The organism is Haladaptatus sp. DYSN1 (genome assembly GCF_029489995.1).
Classification (GTDB): Archaea; Halobacteriota; Halobacteria; order Halobacteriales; family Halococcaceae; genus QDMS2.
This window is the reverse complement of the sequence record NZ_CP120470.1, coordinates 2,173,713-2,189,924: the sequence shown is the minus strand read 5'-3', so window position 1 is coordinate 2,189,924 and position 16,212 is coordinate 2,173,713. Positions and strand designations below refer to the sequence as shown.

Annotated in this window: 17 protein-coding genes; 6 read left to right on the top strand and 11 right to left on the bottom strand. The window is 63.9% G+C overall.

Annotation, left to right across the window (positions count from 1 at the left end; genetic code table 11):
* Positions 1–73 precede the first annotated feature (73 nt).
* The 7 genes from P0648_RS11680 to P0648_RS11650 form a co-directional block, all read right to left on the bottom strand.
* Positions 74–253 carry a hypothetical protein gene (locus tag P0648_RS11680; RefSeq protein ID WP_276247076.1) on the bottom strand — a complete coding sequence of 60 codons (180 nt, stop codon included), beginning with the start codon at positions 251–253 and terminating at the stop codon, positions 74–76.
* Between the two features lie 47 nt (positions 254–300).
* Positions 301–1,272, bottom strand: coding sequence for a transcription initiation factor IIB family protein (locus P0648_RS11675; protein ID WP_276247077.1), 972 nt, complete (start codon positions 1,270–1,272; stop codon positions 301–303).
* A 163-nt stretch (positions 1,273–1,435) separates the two neighbouring features.
* Entirely contained in the window at positions 1,436–2,068 is a 633-nt protein-coding gene (locus P0648_RS11670) for a phosphoribosyltransferase (protein ID WP_276247078.1), read from the bottom strand.
* Between the two features lie 48 nt (positions 2,069–2,116).
* The gene (locus P0648_RS11665) at positions 2,117–3,055 is read right to left on the bottom strand and encodes a plastocyanin/azurin family copper-binding protein (RefSeq protein ID WP_276247079.1); all 939 of its coding nucleotides are present in this window, start codon (positions 3,053–3,055) and stop codon (positions 2,117–2,119) included.
* Between the two features lie 165 nt (positions 3,056–3,220).
* On the bottom strand, positions 3,221–3,526 hold the full coding sequence (locus tag P0648_RS11660) for a hypothetical protein (RefSeq protein WP_276247080.1): 306 nt from the start codon (positions 3,524–3,526) through the stop codon (positions 3,221–3,223).
* 55 nt (positions 3,527–3,581) lie between these two features.
* Positions 3,582–3,857, bottom strand: coding sequence for a winged helix-turn-helix domain-containing protein (locus P0648_RS11655; protein WP_276247081.1), 276 nt, complete (start codon positions 3,855–3,857; stop codon positions 3,582–3,584).
* 94 nt (positions 3,858–3,951) lie between these two features.
* Positions 3,952–4,236 carry a DUF357 domain-containing protein gene (locus tag P0648_RS11650; protein WP_276247082.1) on the bottom strand — a complete coding sequence of 95 codons (285 nt, stop codon included), beginning with the start codon at positions 4,234–4,236 and terminating at the stop codon, positions 3,952–3,954.
* A gap of 133 nt (positions 4,237–4,369) precedes the next feature.
* On the opposite strand from P0648_RS11650, the gene P0648_RS11645 reads away from it, so the two are divergent.
* Together P0648_RS11645 and P0648_RS11640 are read left to right on the top strand one after the other, a co-directional pair.
* Positions 4,370–5,431 carry an NAD(P)/FAD-dependent oxidoreductase gene (locus tag P0648_RS11645; RefSeq protein WP_277504066.1) on the top strand — a complete coding sequence of 354 codons (1,062 nt, stop codon included), beginning with the start codon at positions 4,370–4,372 and terminating at the stop codon, positions 5,429–5,431.
* Between the two features lie 106 nt (positions 5,432–5,537).
* Positions 5,538–5,828 carry a hypothetical protein gene (locus tag P0648_RS11640; RefSeq protein WP_276247084.1) on the top strand — a complete coding sequence of 97 codons (291 nt, stop codon included), beginning with the start codon at positions 5,538–5,540 and terminating at the stop codon, positions 5,826–5,828.
* Here the strand turns inward: P0648_RS11640 and P0648_RS11635 are convergent.
* From P0648_RS11635 to P0648_RS11625, 3 genes are read right to left on the bottom strand one after another with little or no spacing between them, the layout of a single operon-like run.
* Positions 5,825–6,370 carry a hypothetical protein gene (locus P0648_RS11635; RefSeq protein ID WP_276247085.1) on the bottom strand — a complete coding sequence of 182 codons (546 nt, stop codon included), beginning with the start codon at positions 6,368–6,370 and terminating at the stop codon, positions 5,825–5,827. The two genes, P0648_RS11640 and P0648_RS11635, sit on opposite strands and share 4 nt — an antisense overlap.
* The gene (locus tag P0648_RS11630) at positions 6,370–7,719 is read right to left on the bottom strand and encodes an NRAMP family divalent metal transporter (protein WP_277504063.1); all 1,350 of its coding nucleotides are present in this window, start codon (positions 7,717–7,719) and stop codon (positions 6,370–6,372) included. Before P0648_RS11630 ends, P0648_RS11635 begins: the two co-directional genes overlap by 1 nt.
* 39 nt (positions 7,720–7,758) lie before the next feature.
* Complete coding sequence (locus tag P0648_RS11625) at positions 7,759–8,430, bottom strand: 2,5-diamino-6-(ribosylamino)-4(3H)-pyrimidinone 5'-phosphate reductase (RefSeq protein ID WP_276247087.1); 672 nt, start codon at positions 8,428–8,430, stop codon at positions 7,759–7,761.
* Positions 8,431–8,517: 87 nt separating this feature from the next.
* Between P0648_RS11625 and P0648_RS11620 the strand changes: the two genes are divergently transcribed.
* Genes P0648_RS11620 through P0648_RS11605 form a run of 4 tightly spaced genes read left to right on the top strand, consistent with a single transcriptional unit; the run spans position 8,518 to position 14,977 of the window.
* Entirely contained in the window at positions 8,518–9,786 is a 1,269-nt protein-coding gene (locus tag P0648_RS11620; RefSeq protein WP_276247088.1) for a Single-stranded DNA binding protein, read from the top strand.
* A complete protein-coding gene (locus tag P0648_RS11615; protein ID WP_276247089.1) occupies positions 9,783–11,342 on the top strand; it encodes an RPA family protein in 1,560 nt (519 codons plus the stop codon). Before P0648_RS11620 ends, P0648_RS11615 begins: the two co-directional genes overlap by 4 nt.
* The gene (locus P0648_RS11610) at positions 11,342–12,085 is read left to right on the top strand and encodes a metallophosphoesterase (RefSeq protein WP_277504060.1); all 744 of its coding nucleotides are present in this window, start codon (positions 11,342–11,344) and stop codon (positions 12,083–12,085) included. The genes P0648_RS11615 and P0648_RS11610 overlap by 1 nt, the downstream gene beginning before the upstream one ends.
* A gap of 42 nt (positions 12,086–12,127) precedes the next feature.
* Positions 12,128–14,977: a DEAD/DEAH box helicase gene (locus tag P0648_RS11605; protein ID WP_277504058.1), complete on the top strand. Its 2,850-nt coding sequence runs from the start codon at positions 12,128–12,130 to the stop codon at positions 14,975–14,977.
* Here P0648_RS11605 and P0648_RS11600 read toward each other — a convergent pair whose 3' ends face one another.
* On the bottom strand, positions 14,978–15,808 hold the full coding sequence (locus tag P0648_RS11600) for a polyprenol monophosphomannose synthase (protein ID WP_276247092.1): 831 nt from the start codon (positions 15,806–15,808) through the stop codon (positions 14,978–14,980).
* Positions 15,809–16,212: the final 404 nt, after the last annotated feature.

Sequence of the window (16,212 nt, the reverse complement as noted above, 5' to 3'; positions counted from 1 at the left end):
GCAGGTGCTTTCGAGTTGAGCTGATGCGTCGCGAAAAAAATCGAGAGTACGGTTTTGCAGACCGTCACCGCGTCTATTCGAACTGTTTCACCGTGTCGAGGTCGTGGTCCGTGCGCATGAACTCAGAGAGCCGACGGCTCGCGTGACAGTTCGGACAATGAAAGGTCGTTTTGAGGGGCGGAAGTTCACCCGGCGTCGATTCCCAGTCTTTTCCACATTCAGGACAGAGTAGACGGACGTATGCTTCCACCATGTGTGCCTACCTTTCGCAGGGGTAAATGAAAAAGGTTGTTGCCTTGCTCACATCGGGACGTCGCTGCCCTGCGCTTCGAGGAGTTCCTTGTAGCGGTTTCGGATGGTGACTTCGCTGATGTTCGCCACGTCTGAGACCTCGCTCTGGGTGACCTTCTCGTTCGAGAGCAGTGCGGCGGCGTAGACGGCGGCGGCGGCGAGGCCGACCGGCGACTTGCCGCTGATGATGCCGAGTTCCTTCGCGTTGCGGAGCAGGTCGCGTGCCCGGCGCTCTGCCTCGTCAGAGAGGTCTAAGTCGGAGGCGAACCGGGGCACGTAGCTCTCTGGGTCCGCGGGCTTGATTTCGAGGTTGAGCTGGCGGACGATGTAGCGGTAGGTCCGGGTGAGTTCCATCTTGTCCACCCGCGAGACCGTCGCGATTTCGTCTAAGCTCCGGGGCATGCCGGCCTGGCGGGCGGCGGCGTAGACTGCCGCCGTCGCGACGCCCTCGATGGAGCGGCCGGGAAGGAGATTCTCGGAGAGCGCGCGACGGTAAATAACCGACGCCGTCTCGCGAACCGTGCTCGGAAGCCCAAGGGCCGAAGACATGCGGTCGATTTCCCCAAGCGCCTGTTTGAGGTTGCGCTCCTTGCTGTCACGCGTGCGGAAGCGCTCGTTCCAGGTGCGAAGGCGCTGCATCTTCGCGCGCTGGCGGCTGCCGAGGGACTTCCCGTAGGCGTCCTTGTCGCGCCAGTCGATGTTGGTCGAAAGCCCCTTGTCGTGCATCATCTTCGTCGTCGGCGCACCGACACGGGACTTCGAGTCTCGCTCGCCGGCGTCGAAGGCGCGCCACTCCGGGCCGCGGTCGATTTCTGCTTCCTCGACCACGAGGCCGCAGTTGCGACAGACCGTCTCACCGTGCTCTGAATCGGAGACGAGCGGCCCAGCGCACTCTGGACACACCTCAGTCTCGTCTACCCTCCGTTTCTCTTTTTCCTGTGGCTGTTCGCCAGTGTATGTCCTGATTGTTGTGTCACTCATGATTGTCTCTCCGTCGGGCCAGGGATGCGGGCGTCTACCGGGGGGTGGAAAACCCTAAAAAGCCGGGCGCTTGACCTTACGTATAGTTAGTCCGTAAAGCTTATAAATGTTTTGCTTGTGTGCACAAGCCAAAAACACACGACTGCAACCGGACGATTCGGATTTACTCGAAGTAACCGTCGAGGGCCGACATCGCCGCTTCGTCGGTCACCTGTTCGAAAGTTTCATAAAACTGTCCCACGGCGGTGAAGTACGCTGGCGTCATCTCGCAGATGACCTCGTCGGCCTCGCTCATGAGTCGCTCTGCGCCCGACTCAGAGGACACTGGAACCGCCAAAATCACGCGACTCGCTCCGGCGGCTTTGGCCAGTCGAACGCACGCAAGCGCCGTCGCGCCCGTGGCGATTCCGTCGTCCACGATGACGACGCGCTTGTCGTTCAGGTCCGGCGTCTCGCGCTTTCCTCGATACCGCTCTGCTTTCTCGTGGGCGTTTTCCCGCTCTTTCGCAATCGTCTCCTCTAGATACCCCTCTGTCACGCCGAGCGAGTCGATGAGCATCTCGTTTCGCCAGACGCTCCCGTCTGCCGCCACCGCGCCGATGGCCAGTTCTGGGTTGCCGGGCGCGCCGAGTTTTCTGGCGACGATGATGTCGAGCGGCGTGCCGAGCAAGTCGGCGACGATGCGTCCGACTGGAACCCCTCCCCGCGGAATCGCGAGGACGATGTCGGCTGCAACGTCGTGGGCGTCCACGACGCGAGCCAGTTTCTCCCCCGCGTCCGTTCGATCTCGGTACATTGTCTGAGATAGGCGCGGCCGGGGCTTAAACCTCGGTAGCGACGCCCCTCACGTCGTCGTCTCGGTACCGTCGTCTGTGGTGGTCGTTTCGGCACCGTCGTCGGTGGTCGTGGTCTCCGTTCCCTCTCCGTCCGTCGGTTCCTCACCGGGTTCTCCACCGCCGTCCTCCGAGAACAGTTCCTCGGGGTCGAAGGTCGGAATCTCGCCTTCGAGGTCGGTCCACGCAACCGGACCGTTTTCGACGATGTTCTCGGGTCGAAGCCGGTCTGCGTCGAGGACGGCCGCGACTGGAGGTGGAAGCTGGTCGCTTCCAGCCGGTGCTTCGGGCGCTTCACAGCTCTTCTTGGTGACGACGACGCGCATCACCATTCCCAGTTCGAAGTGGGGCAGACACTGAATGTCGTAGACGCCGGGTTCCGTAAACCGATAGAGCCAGTTCTCGTCGGTCATTACCGGCGGTGAGGAGAACGGCGCTGCGCTCTCGGGGATGCGCTGGGGGAGCCCGAAGAAGCGCGGATGGATGGCCGTCACCGTGTGCAGGTCCGCCGAGGGATTCTGGAACTCGATTACGTCCCCTGCCTCGACGGCGATGCCGACCGGGTCGAAGTAGAAGTCGGGGAAGCCCTCCGTTCCTTCGCCTTGCCCGTCCGTGTCGGTCTGCTCGTCTGCCGGCGTCTGCTCCCCGTCTGCTTCCTCGGGAAACAGCACGTCCGCGTCGTCCACTCGCATCTCGACTGTGTGCTGGGGTCTGAGCGCCGTCGGCACGTCGAGTTCCGTCGTCAGCGAGGCGTACCCTGCGAGGTCGTCGATGCAGGGCGGACAGTCTGTCTCCTGTAGCCCCCACGTTCCCTGTTTTTCGTCACTTTTCGTTTGTGCCGTCGCCACCCCGCCGAACGACGCCACGGCAGTCCCTGCCCCGAGCGTGCGCAGGACGGTGCGCCGCGTTCGTTGCCAATCCCTCGTTTGCTCGCCAGTTTCCCGTGACATGGCGACAGAAGATTCACCGCGAGGGTTCGTTATTATCCAGATGCCAAGGTATCACCCCACAGGAACGCAGAAAGTGGTGGCCGCCGCGGCGAAACCTGGTTCTAACTAATGTGCATGCCGTGGGTCGGTTTATTGAACGGTCAGAAGGCTAGACTCGAACCAGCGTCAGTCCCACGCCGTCCAGGAGAGAAACAGCAAGCCGACGAACTGCAAGACAGCGAGCAGCATCATCGACTGCCAGACGATGGTCGGAACGGCGGAAGCGTACCACGCAGAGAGGTCCGGGTCGATGAGGTAGTAGTAGAGCGTGAGCGCGTTTTGGGCGAGCAAGAACACCGAGAACATGAACAACCCGATGGTGTGTTTCGAGCGGAACTTCAGGTAGTTTCGGCCCCACACGTAGCCGAGACCCGCGAGGAGGAGCACGTTCAGCGCGGTCGCGCCCTGTGCGACCGTAACCCAGATACTCATCTACCTTCACCTTCCCAACGGGTTGTAATAACGACTAGCCCAAATTCGGCCATAATCACTCCACCTGCTCGATGATTTGTTCGATGGTATCCCAGTGGTGGCGGGCGTTTTCGCTCGGCAAGTAAATCGCTCCGTAGTCGTCGCCGCTTGTAATCACGATGTTGTTTTCCATGAGCACCTCGAGGTGGTGGCGAATCGTCTTGTAGTTCAAATCCAGATCCTCCGCGAGCTGGTTTGCGTTCCGGGGTTGGTCGTGGAGGGCCTTCAACAGTCGAACCCGGTTGGCTCCGCCTCGGGTACCGGTTAACACGTACCAGAGGGCAGCCTCCATTGAAACAACCCTCTCTCCCCGGCCATGTAAGCCCATCGACAGGGGAAGGTGTCGTACCGGCGTCGTCGGCCGCTTCAGCCGCAGTTCGGGCCAGTCAGACGGTGAACAGGTGACCCTCGTCTGGCACCTTGAACAGCCCAATGCGAGCGCCGGCGTCCATCCAGCCGTGACCGTAAGAGAAAGAGGCGAGCGCGTTCACGAGGTCGTCGTTCGCCTTGAAGTGACGGCCATCGTCCAGATACGACTGGGCCATCTCGCGGTACTCGGCGGCTGACTCGCCGAGGGGCGTGTTCGGCGGGTTCACGTCCTCTGCGGCGTCCAGTGCCTCTGCGAGTAACCGCTCGTACCGGTTCGTCTTCTCCGCTAAGTCCGCAGGCATGTTCGATGCTTGCTCGGGTGGGCATATGGGCCTTCCCACCGTCGGCCGAATTCTGCCTGAACGAACACCCGGAATCGCACCCCGACTGCAAGACAGCGCAAGGTAAATACTTGTCCACGGTCAAGTTGTTCGCATGTCGAAAGGGGACGCAACCGAGGTCGAGCACCACCGACTCGTCATCGCCGGGTCAGGCATCGCTGGGCTCACCGCGGCCATTTATGCTGCTCGCTCGAACAACGAACCGCTCGTCTTAGAGGGCACAGAACCCGGTGGCCAGCTCACGCTGACCACCGAAGTGGACAACTATCCGGGCTTCCCGGAGGGAATCAGCGGGCCCGAACTCGTGAACAACATGAAAGCGCAGGCAAAGCGCTTTGGCGCAACCGTGAAAAATCGCGTCGTCAAATCCGTCGACGCATCCGAGCGCCCGTTCAAAATCGAATTCACGACGGGCGACGTCATCACGGCCGACGCCTTCATCGCCGCCTCGGGTGCGAGCGCCCGAACGCTCGGCATCCCCGGCGAGGACGACCTGATGGGCTACGGCGTCTCGACGTGTGCGACCTGTGACGGCGCGTTCTTCCGCGACCAGGAGATGGTCGTCATCGGCGGCGGCGACGCCGCGATGGAGGAAGCCTCTTTCCTCACGAAGTTCGCCTCGAAAGTCTACCTCGTCCATCGCCGCGAGGAGTTCCGCGCCGAGGACTACTGGATCGACCGCGTGAACGAGCAGGTCGAAGACGGTACAATCGAAATCCTTCGCAACACCGAAGTCACCGAGATTCACGGCACGCCAGAAGACGGCGTCAGCCACGTTCGGATGGTCCGCCACCCCGAGGGCCACCCGACCGAGAAACTCGACGACCCCGAGACCGAGGAATTCGACTTCGAGACGGGTGCCGTGTTCCTCGCAATCGGCCACACGCCGAACACGGACTACCTCGAAGGCACGGGCGTCCAGCTGGACGACGCGGGCTACATGATTACGAAGGGCGGCAAGGGCGCACAGCAGACCGCCACGGACGTGGCCGGCATCTTCGGCGCGGGCGACGTGGTGGACTTCCACTACCAGCAGGCCATCACCGCAGGCGGGATGGGCTGTCAGGCCGCCATCGACGCGGACGATTACTTAGAGGACTTAGACCGCGAGAAACGGGCCGAAGAACCAGTCGCCGCGGCAGAGTCAGACGACTAAGCTGTATTTCTCTTCGTTTTCCACGCCAGCGAGCGCCAGCCACGTTTGTGCGCACACCGGGCACGCATTCCACAGGCCCTTTACGTCCGGACGCGAAGTCCCTCCCATGTCCGACTCCTTAGACACAGCCACGTTCACCATCGAATCGTCCGACGGCTCGACCGACGAGGTCGAACTCCCGACCGAACTCATTGACATCCTCTCGGAAGAAGAGACGACGGCCGAGGCCGTCACCGACGTCGTCCTCATCGGGTTCGCCCAGCGCGCCCACGCCATCGTCCACCACGCGCAGGCCGACTTCGACGCCGACGTCGAAGCCCTCGAAGAAGCCGTCCTCGACACCTTCGAAGAGCGTTTCGGCATGACGTTCGCCGAGATGACCGGCCACGACCACTAGAGTCGACGATTGGTGTCGGCCCACGACCGCAGCCGGTCGAGCACTCGCTTTTCTCGCCGCGAAATTTCGTCGTCACGGCCGAGTTCGTCGCTCTCGAGGGCGTTGACCACGGCCACCGTCGCCGGGTCCAGCCACTCGAACAATCGAGTGACGTCGCTCCCGGCCGCCTGAAACGGAATCGTCGCGTCGTTTACGAACGCTGCCGTGGGCGTCGGGGCCGTTTCGAGCAGCGAGCGTGCCCGAGTTGCGTTCTCACCCGCAAGTTGGGACGCTTCGGCGGGTGAGGAGGCAGCGGCCCGCGGTGCGTGAGCGTCGATGACTCCGTACCAGACGCCCTCTGGAATGTCGAGAAACCGCGTGAGTCGGCCGCCGAGAAGTCGCCCGTCGCGTTCTACCTCGGGGGCGAAGTCGAGGACGACCACGCCCTCGGTTCCGTGGCCTTCGACCCACGCCTGCAATGCCTCGGCGGTTCGTTTCGTCTTTCCGACGTTGGAGGGCCCGGTGAAGAGCAATCGTCCGGCGGGAGGGCTTTCGCGTGTCATCACTGGGTGGCGGCCCGGGGCGTCTCTTCTCTGAGCGCGGTTCGGACGGCCAGTCCGAGGACGACGAGCGTCGCGGTGCCGAGCACTGCGGCGAAAACGAGGACGAACGCGCTCAGCGGTTCCCCGGGCGTCGCGAGGTGGCCGCGGACGAACGACCCGGCGGTGAGCACGGTGATGCAGATGAGCACGACGCCGCCGAGATTCGTCCACGGAGCGGGGGTCTCGCCGACCACTCGCCGGTCGTTCAACAGCGCGAGGACGATGGCGATGGCGAAGGGTGTCCCGACGAGGCCGAACGCGAGCACCAGCACGAGCAGCGGGAAGAACGACCCGCCGACGAACGGGCCAACGGCGGAGACGAGCGCGAACCCGGCAAGGAGCAGGCGGTAGCGCGAATCCTCGACGGTGGTTCCCCAACCGAGTTTGTCCGCGAGCAGAAATGGCGGGACGACGGTGTTGCCTCCGAGCGTGGAGACGGCGGCCCCCCAGAGGCCGAGCAGGAACAGCCACTTCGCGTTCGCGCCGACGAGCGGGCCGAGCGCCTGCGAGGCCGAGACGTGCGTGAGTCCCTCGGGCGAAACGGCCCCGTGGAGCACGCTCGCGGCGACGAGGAAGATAGCGAGGCTGTAGATGCCGAAGGCGACGAACATCGACGCCACGATGTCGGTGGTGGCGATGTCTGTGTCGTCGCGGGTCCAGCCACGGGCACGCATGGTGTAGGAGTGCATCGTGATGAGCGTGATGTGGACCGCTCCACCGAGGATGCCGGCGACGACGAGCGCCCCCGACAGCCCAGCGGGCATCGTCGGGACGAGGCCGGCGATCGCCGCACTGGGGTCGATTGGGACGACGAAGAGGGACGCGATGAAGGCGCAAACGACGGCCGAGACGAGAAGTTTTGCACCGAGTTCTGCCACGCGGTACCCTCCCCCCGCGAGACCGAACGCGAGGACGAGTGCCCACGCAACGCCCCAGATGCGGGCGTCGATGCCGGTGATGGTCGCGCTGATGTCGGCGACGCCCTTCATGATGACGAGTTGGGCAAGTCCCGCGGCGAGGACGGCGTCTGCGACGAGCAGCCACGCCCAGCCACCGCCGAGGTGTCGTTCGACGGCAGCGACAAGGCCGGTTTCAGTCCGGAGACCGAGACGCATCGCGAGGTACTGAGCGAACGTTCCGAGGATTGCAGAGAGCACGACGACCCAGAGAAGCGCGAATCCGAACGACGTGCCGGCGGTCAGCAGTGAGGCCATCGTCGCCGGGCCCGCCGCAATCGCCCCGGCGAGCCACGAGGGCCCCATCTTTGCGTACAGTTTAGCGCCGCCACTTCTGAGCGCGGTGAATGTCATACACCTCTCTCGACGAGGCCGGATGATAAATGGGTGGTATTACTGGGTGGTTTCCGGAACGTAGCTGAGCACTACGCCGTCGTCCATCCGCTGGACGTCGGTCAGTTCGAGGCGGGGGAACCCAGCGACGAATCCCTCACCGTCCGCGAGCGTCGGGGCTTCGCGCCCGCCGATGATCAGCGAGCCGACGAACACGGTGAGTTCGTCGACGAGTCCCTCCTCGAACAGCGAGAAGATGAGTTCGCCCCCGCCCTCGACCATGATGGACTCGATGCCGTGGTCTGCGAGCGCATCGAAGGCGGCGGTGAGGTTCACCCGGTCTTCGCCGGCGACGATGACGGTCACCCCTTCGCGCTCCAGTTTGCGGATGCGCACGGGATGGGCGGATTCGGTCACGAGTAGGTAGGTGTGTGCCCGGTCGTCGAACACCTGGGATTCGCGGGGGCAGCGGGCGTGGGAGTCTGCGACGATGCGGGCGGGATTCTCGGGGACGCCGCGGGCCTCACGGGCGGCCCGGCGGTCGGGGTCGTCAACCGTCAGGCTGGGGTCGTCGGCGACGACGGTTCCCGCGCCGACCATCACGGCGTCGTTTTCGGCGCGGATGGCGTCCATCCGGTCGAAGTCGTCGTCTCCGCTGATGACCACCTGTTTGCGGCGGCGGTGGGAGAGCTTTCCATCCACGCTCATGGCTGCATTGACGACGACGCGCATGGATGGTGATACGTCAGAGGGGTGAAAACCGCTTTCGGTGGGGAGTTCCGCGAACGCTTTTTATGGCATCCGGACGAAGATTCGGTGATGAGTCTCGACGACACCGCCGAAGAGCTCGCCTCCGCTCTCGGCGCAGACAAAGCGGAGGTCAAACGCGACTTAGAAAACCTCGTCCAGTACAGCGTTCCACTGGAGGAAGCAAAACAGAGCGTCCGTCGGAAGTACGGTGGCGGCGGGGGGAGCGCACCCACGCCCGAAACCGTCTCCATCTCGGACATCACCACCGACAACTCGAACGTGACGGTGACGGCGAAGGTGCTCACGGTCGGCAAGCGCTCGATTCGCTACCAGAACGAAGACCACCTCATCCACGAGGGTGAACTCGCAGACGAGACCGGCAAAATCTCGTACACCGATTGGCACGATTTCGGTCTCACCGCCGGCGATACCGTGACCATTACGAACGCCGGCGTCCGCGAGTGGGAGGGCAATCCCGAACTCAACCTCGGGGACAGTTCCTCGGTGGACCCGGCAGAGAGCATCGAGGTGCCGTTCGCCGTGGGCGGGGACAAACCGCTCACCGAACTCGCACCCGGTGACCGTGGGGTCAACGTCGACGTCGTCGTCAGTGAAGTAGAGGAGAAGACCATCAGCGGTCGCGACGGAGAGACGACGATTCTCTCCGGCGTCTTCGCCGACGAATCCGGTCGTTTGCCGTTCACCGACTGGGACCCCCACCCGGAACTCGAGGCCGGCGCGTCGATTCGCGTCAGTGGGGCGTACATCCGCGAGTTCCGTGGCATCCCCTCGGTGAACATCTCCGAGTTTTCGACGGTCGAAGCGCTCGATGCCGACCTCGAAGTGAGCGACGACGCGCCGCGAAAGCGCATCGACGAGGCCGTCGGCATGGGCGGCCTGTTCGACGTCGAACTCGTCGGCAACCTCCTGTCGGTGCGCGACGGTTCTGGCCTCATCCAGCGCTGCCCCGAGTGCAACCGCGTGACCCAGAAGGGGCAGTGTCGCTCCCACGGACAGGTCGACGGCTACGACGACCTGCGCGTGAAGGCCATCCTCGACGACGGCACGAGCGCGCTCACGGTCATTCTGGACCGTGACCTGACCGAGCAGGTGTACGGCGGGTCGCTCGAAGACGCCCTTGCCGCCGCCCGCGAGGCGATGAACCAGGAGGTCGTCGCCGACTCGATTCGTGAGAACATCGTTGGCGGCGAGTTCGTCGTCCGCGGCAGTCTGAGCGTCGACGACTACGGCGCGAACCTGGACGCGACCGCGTTCAGCGAGTCGGCGGACGACCCGGCCGCGCGTGCTGCGGCCGTGCTCTCGGAGGTGGACGCATGAGCGCCACGCCAGTCGGCCGCGAGGTCGCCCACCGCCTGTTCGCGGCCGAGTTCGACGACGCCTCGCTTTCCTACTCCGAATCGGACGAGGAACGCGCGCCGAACTACGTCGTCACCCCGACCGGCGCACGGGTCAACCGGATGTTCGCCGTTGGCGTCCTCACGGAGGTCAATACGGTGAACGAAGACCAGCTGCGCGCCCGCATCGTCGACCCGACCGGCGCGTTCGTGGTCTACGCCGGCCAGTACCAGCCAGAGGCGCTCACGTTCCTCGAAAACGCCGCCGTCCCGACGTTCGTCGCGGTGACGGGCAAGGCACGGACCTTCGAACCGGAGGACTCCGACCGCGTCTACACGTCCATCCGGCCCGAGAGCATCAGCGAGGTGGACGCAGAGACCCGAGAGCGGTGGACGGTCACCACCGCAGAGCGCACCTTAGAACGCATCGAAACGTTCGCCGGGGCGCTCGACGTGGACGCCCGCGGTGAAGACCTGCGTGCGCAGTTGCTCGCACAGGGAGTAAGCGAGAGTCTCGCCGCGGGCATCCCGAAGGCAATCGAACATTACGGCACCACGAAGGCTTACCTCGCAGCGATGGAGACGCTCGCGACGCAAGCACTCGAAGTCGTCACCGGCGACCGCGACTCGGTTCCGTCGTTCGATGCGGAGCCGTCGATGGCCGGCCCGGAGACGCCAAAACGCGTCCGCTCGTTCGAGTCGGTCGAGACGGCCGCAGACGCCGATTCAGCAGGGGCAGACGCCGTCGAAGCGGAAGTAGAAGCCGAACTCGAAGTCGACGGCGACGATTCTGCGGCCGTGGCCGAGACGACGGAACCCGAACCGAGCGACGTCGAAACCGACGAACCAGTCATCGAGGACAGTCCGCCCGAGGAGTCAGAACAAGTCGTCGAAACGGAGCCAGCCATCGACACGGAACCACCTGAAGACGACGCGACTGGTACGGTTCCCGAGGCCGAACCCGTCGACGCTGCGGAGGCGACGGCGACGAGGCAGGGGGAACCGGACGACGATGTGGACGACGCACTCGGCGAACCAGCCGAGAACGCACTCGATGAGGTGGCGGAGTCAGTCTCGGACCCGGACGACGACGTGGAGGACTTCGACCCCGGCGAGGTAGACGAGATGTACGAGATGGACGAGGAAGAGCGCCAGCAGGTCGAAGAAGAGTTCGGCACGGAGTTCTCGACGGGCTCTGAAGTCGGCCCCGCGGGCGAGGCGGGCATCGACGTGCCAGACCCCGAAGAAGTCGAAGCAGAGGCGGCTGAAACGGCCGCCGAACCGGAACCCGAACCTGAAGCCGACGAACCGGAAGCAGAAACCGACTCCGAAGCAGATGGTGACGTGGACCTCGAAGACGCCGTCCTCTCGGCCATGCGCGAACTCGACGACGGCGACGGTGCGGACCGCGAAGCCGTCATCGCCGCCGTGGTCGAAGAACACGGTGTGGCCGTCGACGCCGTCGAAGACGCGATTCAGGACGCGCTCATGGACGGCCAGTGCTACGAACCTGACGAGAACACGCTGACCGCCATCTGATGGCGAGTTCGGTCGAGCCGATTCCGGGGCAGGCGGCGGCGATAGCTGACCTGTCCAGGGAGCGTGCGCTCGTCGTTGCCGACTACCACGCGGGCCTCGAAGTCGCCCTTCGGTGGGATGGCGTTTCCGTCCCGAGCAAGGCCCCAGCACGGCGCGAGCAGCTCGTCCGCCTGCGAGAGGAATCGAACACAGACCGCGTCATCGTTTTAGGTGACTTCGGCAACGCAATCGGCGCAGGCTCGAACGAAGAAATCGAGGAAATTCACACGCTCCTCGCCGCCCTCGACTGCCCCGTAACCGTCGTCAAGGGCAACCACGACGGCGATATCGAGGAACATATCGATGGCATCGACGTGACGCCCGCCCACGGCATCCGCCTCGGTGATGTTGGCTTCGCCCACGGTCACACCTGGCCGGCCCCAGACGTTCTCGACGCCGAGATTCTCTGTACCGCCCACGAACATCCACAGGTCAGACTGACCGACGACGTGGGTGGGCAGCGCACCGAGCGCGTCTGGCTTCGCGGGACGGTGGACCCTGCGCCGTTCGCGGAGTTCCACGGCCGCGAGTTCGACGGCGGCGCGCCGTTCGTCGTCTTCCCGGCGTTCAACGACCTCGTCGGCGGGACGTGGGTGAACGTCCAAGAAGATGGCTTTCTCTCGCCGTTTCTCCCCGCGGGTCTCCGCGACGGCGAGGCCTATCTGCTCGATGGGACTCGGCTCGGGAACTACGACCGAATCTGACTGGCCGCGCTGCTTATTCTCCTCTGGCCATTAGGAGTGGCAATGACTGACGGCGAGGTCGCGGGAGCCGACGCATTCACTCACCTCGGCGAGGCGGTTCGCGAGGCCCTCTCTGCGCGTGGCTTTTCGACGCCGACGGCTCCCCAGCGGCGGGCGATTCCGCCGCTCGCATCCGGTCGGGACGCGCTCGTCATCGCGCCGACTGGGACTGGAAAGACGGAGACAGCCATGCTGCCCGTCTTCGACGCCATCGTCGCGAAATCGCCCGAGGAGCGCGCGGGCATCTCTGCGCTCTACATCACGCCACTTCGCGCTCTGAATCGCGACATGCGCAGTCGCCTCGAATGGTGGGGCGAGACCCTCGACGTGGACGTGGACGTTCGTCACGGGGATACGACGCAGTACCACCGGAGCAAGCAGGCGAACGACCCGCCAGACGTGCTCGTGACCACGCCGGAGACGCTGCAAGCGATGCTCACGGGGAAGAAACTCCGCAAAGCCCTCGAAGACGTTTCGCACGTCGTCGTCGACGAGGTACACGAACTCGCCGCATCGAAACGCGGCGCGCAATTGACCATCGGTCTGGAGCGGCTGCGCGAACTCGCTGGCCCGTTCCAGCGAATCGGCCTCTCGGCGACCGTCGGCGACCCGAGGGAGGTCGGGAAGTTCCTCACTGGCGACCGAGGGTGTGCCATCGTCGAGGTGGACGTGGGCAGTCGAATTGACCTCACCGTCCACGAACCTGAACTCGTCGACGAGGACGAGATGCTCGCCGGGAAACTGCTGACCGACCCGGACATCGCGAGCCACGTCCGCGTCATTCGCGACCTCGTGGCCGACCACGAATCCACGCTCATCTTCGTGAACACCCGACAGACGGCGGAAGCCCTCGGGTCGCGGTTCAAGGAACTCGACCTGAACATCGGCGTCCACCACGGGTCGCTCTCCCGAGACGCCCGCGTCGAGGTCGAAGACCAGTTCAAGGCGGGCGAACTCGACGCCCTGCTCTGTACCTCGTCGATGGAACTCGGCATCGACGTGGGCCGAGTCGACCACGTCATCCAGTATTCGAGTCCCCGCGAAGTCTCGCGGATGCTCCAGCGCGTCGGGCGGGCGGGCCATCGCCGAGACGCCACCTCCCACGGCACTATCGTCACGACGCGCCCGGACGACACCTTCGAGGCGATGGTCATCGCTCGCCGCGCCGGGGTCAACGAGGTCGAGGAGGCGAACATCCACCACGGTAGCCTCGACACCGTCGCCAACCAGATTGCGGGCATCGTCATGGATTTCGGCGACGTGTCGGGGCGCAAAGCCTACGACATCGTGACGCGAGCCTATCCGTTCGCCGACCTCACCGAAGAACAGTTCAAGGAGGTCGTCGAGGAACTCTCGTACAACCGCATCGTCTGGCTGGACGAGGAGAAAGACCTCCTCTCGAAGAGCGGCGGGACGTGGCGTTACTTCTACGCGAACCTCTCGATGATTCCCGACGAGGAAACCTTCGAGGTGTACGACATGGCGAGTGGGCGGCAGGTCGGCACCCTGGACGAGCGGTTCGTCGTCAACTTCGCTGGCCCGGGCGAGGTGTTCATCCAGCGCGGCGAGATGTGGCGCATCACGGAAATCGACGACGAGAAACAGCGCGTGCAGGTGACGCCCATCGAGGACCCCTCCGGCGAAGTGCCCTCGTGGACGGGCAGCGAGATTCCCGTCCCGTTCGAGGTTGCCCAGGAAGTCGGCGAACTCCGAGGGGTCGCCAGCGACCAAATCGACGACGACGAGGACCGCAAAGCGGTCGCCCGGTTCATCGCCGGGCGGTATCCGGCCGACCACCGCACCATCGAGGAAGCCCTGAACCCCATCGCTCGCCAACGCGAACAGGGTCACCCAATTCCGACCGACGACCGCGTCGTCATCGAGTTCCAGGGGCGGACCGTGGTCGTAAACGCCTGCTTCGGACACAAGGTAAACGAGACGCTCGGCCGCGTGCTCTCCGCGCTTATCGGCCAGCGAACGGGTTCATCCGTGGGCCTCGACGTAGACCCCTACCGCATCGAACTGGAGGTGCCCCGCGACGTGACCGCGAGCACGGTGGTCGAGGTGCTCGAAGCGACCGACCCCGACCACCTCCAGCCACTCATCGAACTGAGCCTGAAGAACGCAGACGCGCTCAAGTTCAAACTCGCGCAAGTTGCGGCGAAGTTCGGTTCGCTGCAGAGTTGGCAGGGCGATTCGAACCGCCAGTTCGGCCTCAGCCGCCTGCTCTCGGCACTCGCGGAGACGCCCGTCTACGACGAGGCGGTCCGCGAAATACTCCACGAGGACTTAGACATCGCCCGCGCGGCGGCCGTCCTCGAACGGATACAGTCCGGTGACATCGAACTCGTCAAGGTGGGCGGACGCACCGCCATCGGGGTGGACGGCCGCTCCTCGGGACGCGAACTGCTCGCCCCGGAGAACGCAGACGCGAGCGTCATCCAGACCGTCCGCGAGCGCATTCAGAACGACCGAATGTTGCTGTTCTGTCTGCACTGTCAGGAGTGGGAGCGAAAACAGAAGGTCAGCCGAATCCCCGACCAGCCCCAGTGCCCGCTGTGTGACTCAAGTCGCATCGCTGCGCTCAATCCCTGGGCCGACGAGGTAGTGTCGGCGGTCAAGGCACGGGAGAAAGACGACGAACAGGAGAAGATGACGCGCCGAGCCTATCGTTCGGCCAGTCTCGTCCAGAGTCACGGCAAGAAGGCAATCATCGCGCTCGCGGCGCGCGGCGTCGGCCCACACAACGCCGCGCGTATCATCGGAAAGTTACGCGAAAATGAAAACGAGTTCTACCGCGATATTCTGGGCCAGGAACGCCAGTACGCTCGAACGAAGTCCTTCTGGGACTAATCAGGTGAGGTGCGGTCGCGGGTACCTCCGCGCCCAACGGGCGAGTTGGAAGGCGTGTTCGAGGAAGTCGAGGTACTCCCGTAGAGACAGCTTCGACTCGCCGTGCTCGCGTTGGTGGAACACGTAGGGAACGTCGACGACGAGCGTGTACTCACACCGAACGAGGAGTTCGAGAAGAATCTTGTAGCCGATCGGAGCGAGCGTCACTCCGGAGACGAGCTCCCGTCGAAACGCGAAGAAGCCGCTCATCGGGTCGGTCACGCTTCGCACCTGCGGGATGAGGAGTTTTGCGATGACGAGCGCTCCACGACTTACGAACCGCCGGTACGGCGACCAGTTCTCAATGCCGCCGCCGGCGGTGTATCTGCTGGCGATGGCGATGTCAGCCCCCGACTCGAGGGCCGCGAGGAGCGCCGGAATCTTCTCTGGTGGGTGTTGCAAGTCCGCGTCGAGGATTACACAGCAGTCGTACGTCGCGGCGCGGATACCGTGTGAGACTGCCGTCGCGAGCCCACGCTCCTCGGTTCGTCGGATGACGCGTATTCGACTGTCACCTGCGTACACGGTACTCACAACTCGCCAGGTGCCATCCGGCGAGTCGTCGTCCACGATAACGATCTCGAACGGATGGCCGGCGAGTGCCGTTCGACACCGGTCTATCACGCGTTCGACGTTCTCGGATTCGTTATACGTTGGGATGATAACCGACACCGAAAGGCCACTCGTTGTCTTCACCGACTCGTCGTACGTTCGGTCTTCTCTAACTGCTCCCTGCTGAACCGGTGGTCGGGTAGGTAGCTGGGCTGCCGGTGGCGCTGTTGACGTTGCCATCTTCGCTCGTTGAGAGAGCCAAGTGCAGACCCGCGTAAAAACGCCGAATATCGTTCACGAATATGGGTCCGCGTTAATTGCCGTCGTATTTACAGTGTATGGAAAAACGGAGTGTTATAGATCATCGTACCAATTCGTTGTGGTGAGACGGTCACGTTCGCAAGCAGGTAGACTCACGGTGTAACCAGCGCGGGTAGCCGTCACGCCATCGCTTTTTTCGGGCGATTGCTCGTCCGGCCTGTGCCCATGAGCATCTGCGTTCAGGGCAGGCTGAGTGTCGAGAGTACTGGACCGTTATCGCCAATCGTTCCAGTTGTGTTTCCGTTCACACGACCCCGTTAATCGACCTCCATTCCTGACCGACAGAATTAACAGAAGTATACTAATCACGTCGCTTCTCCTCC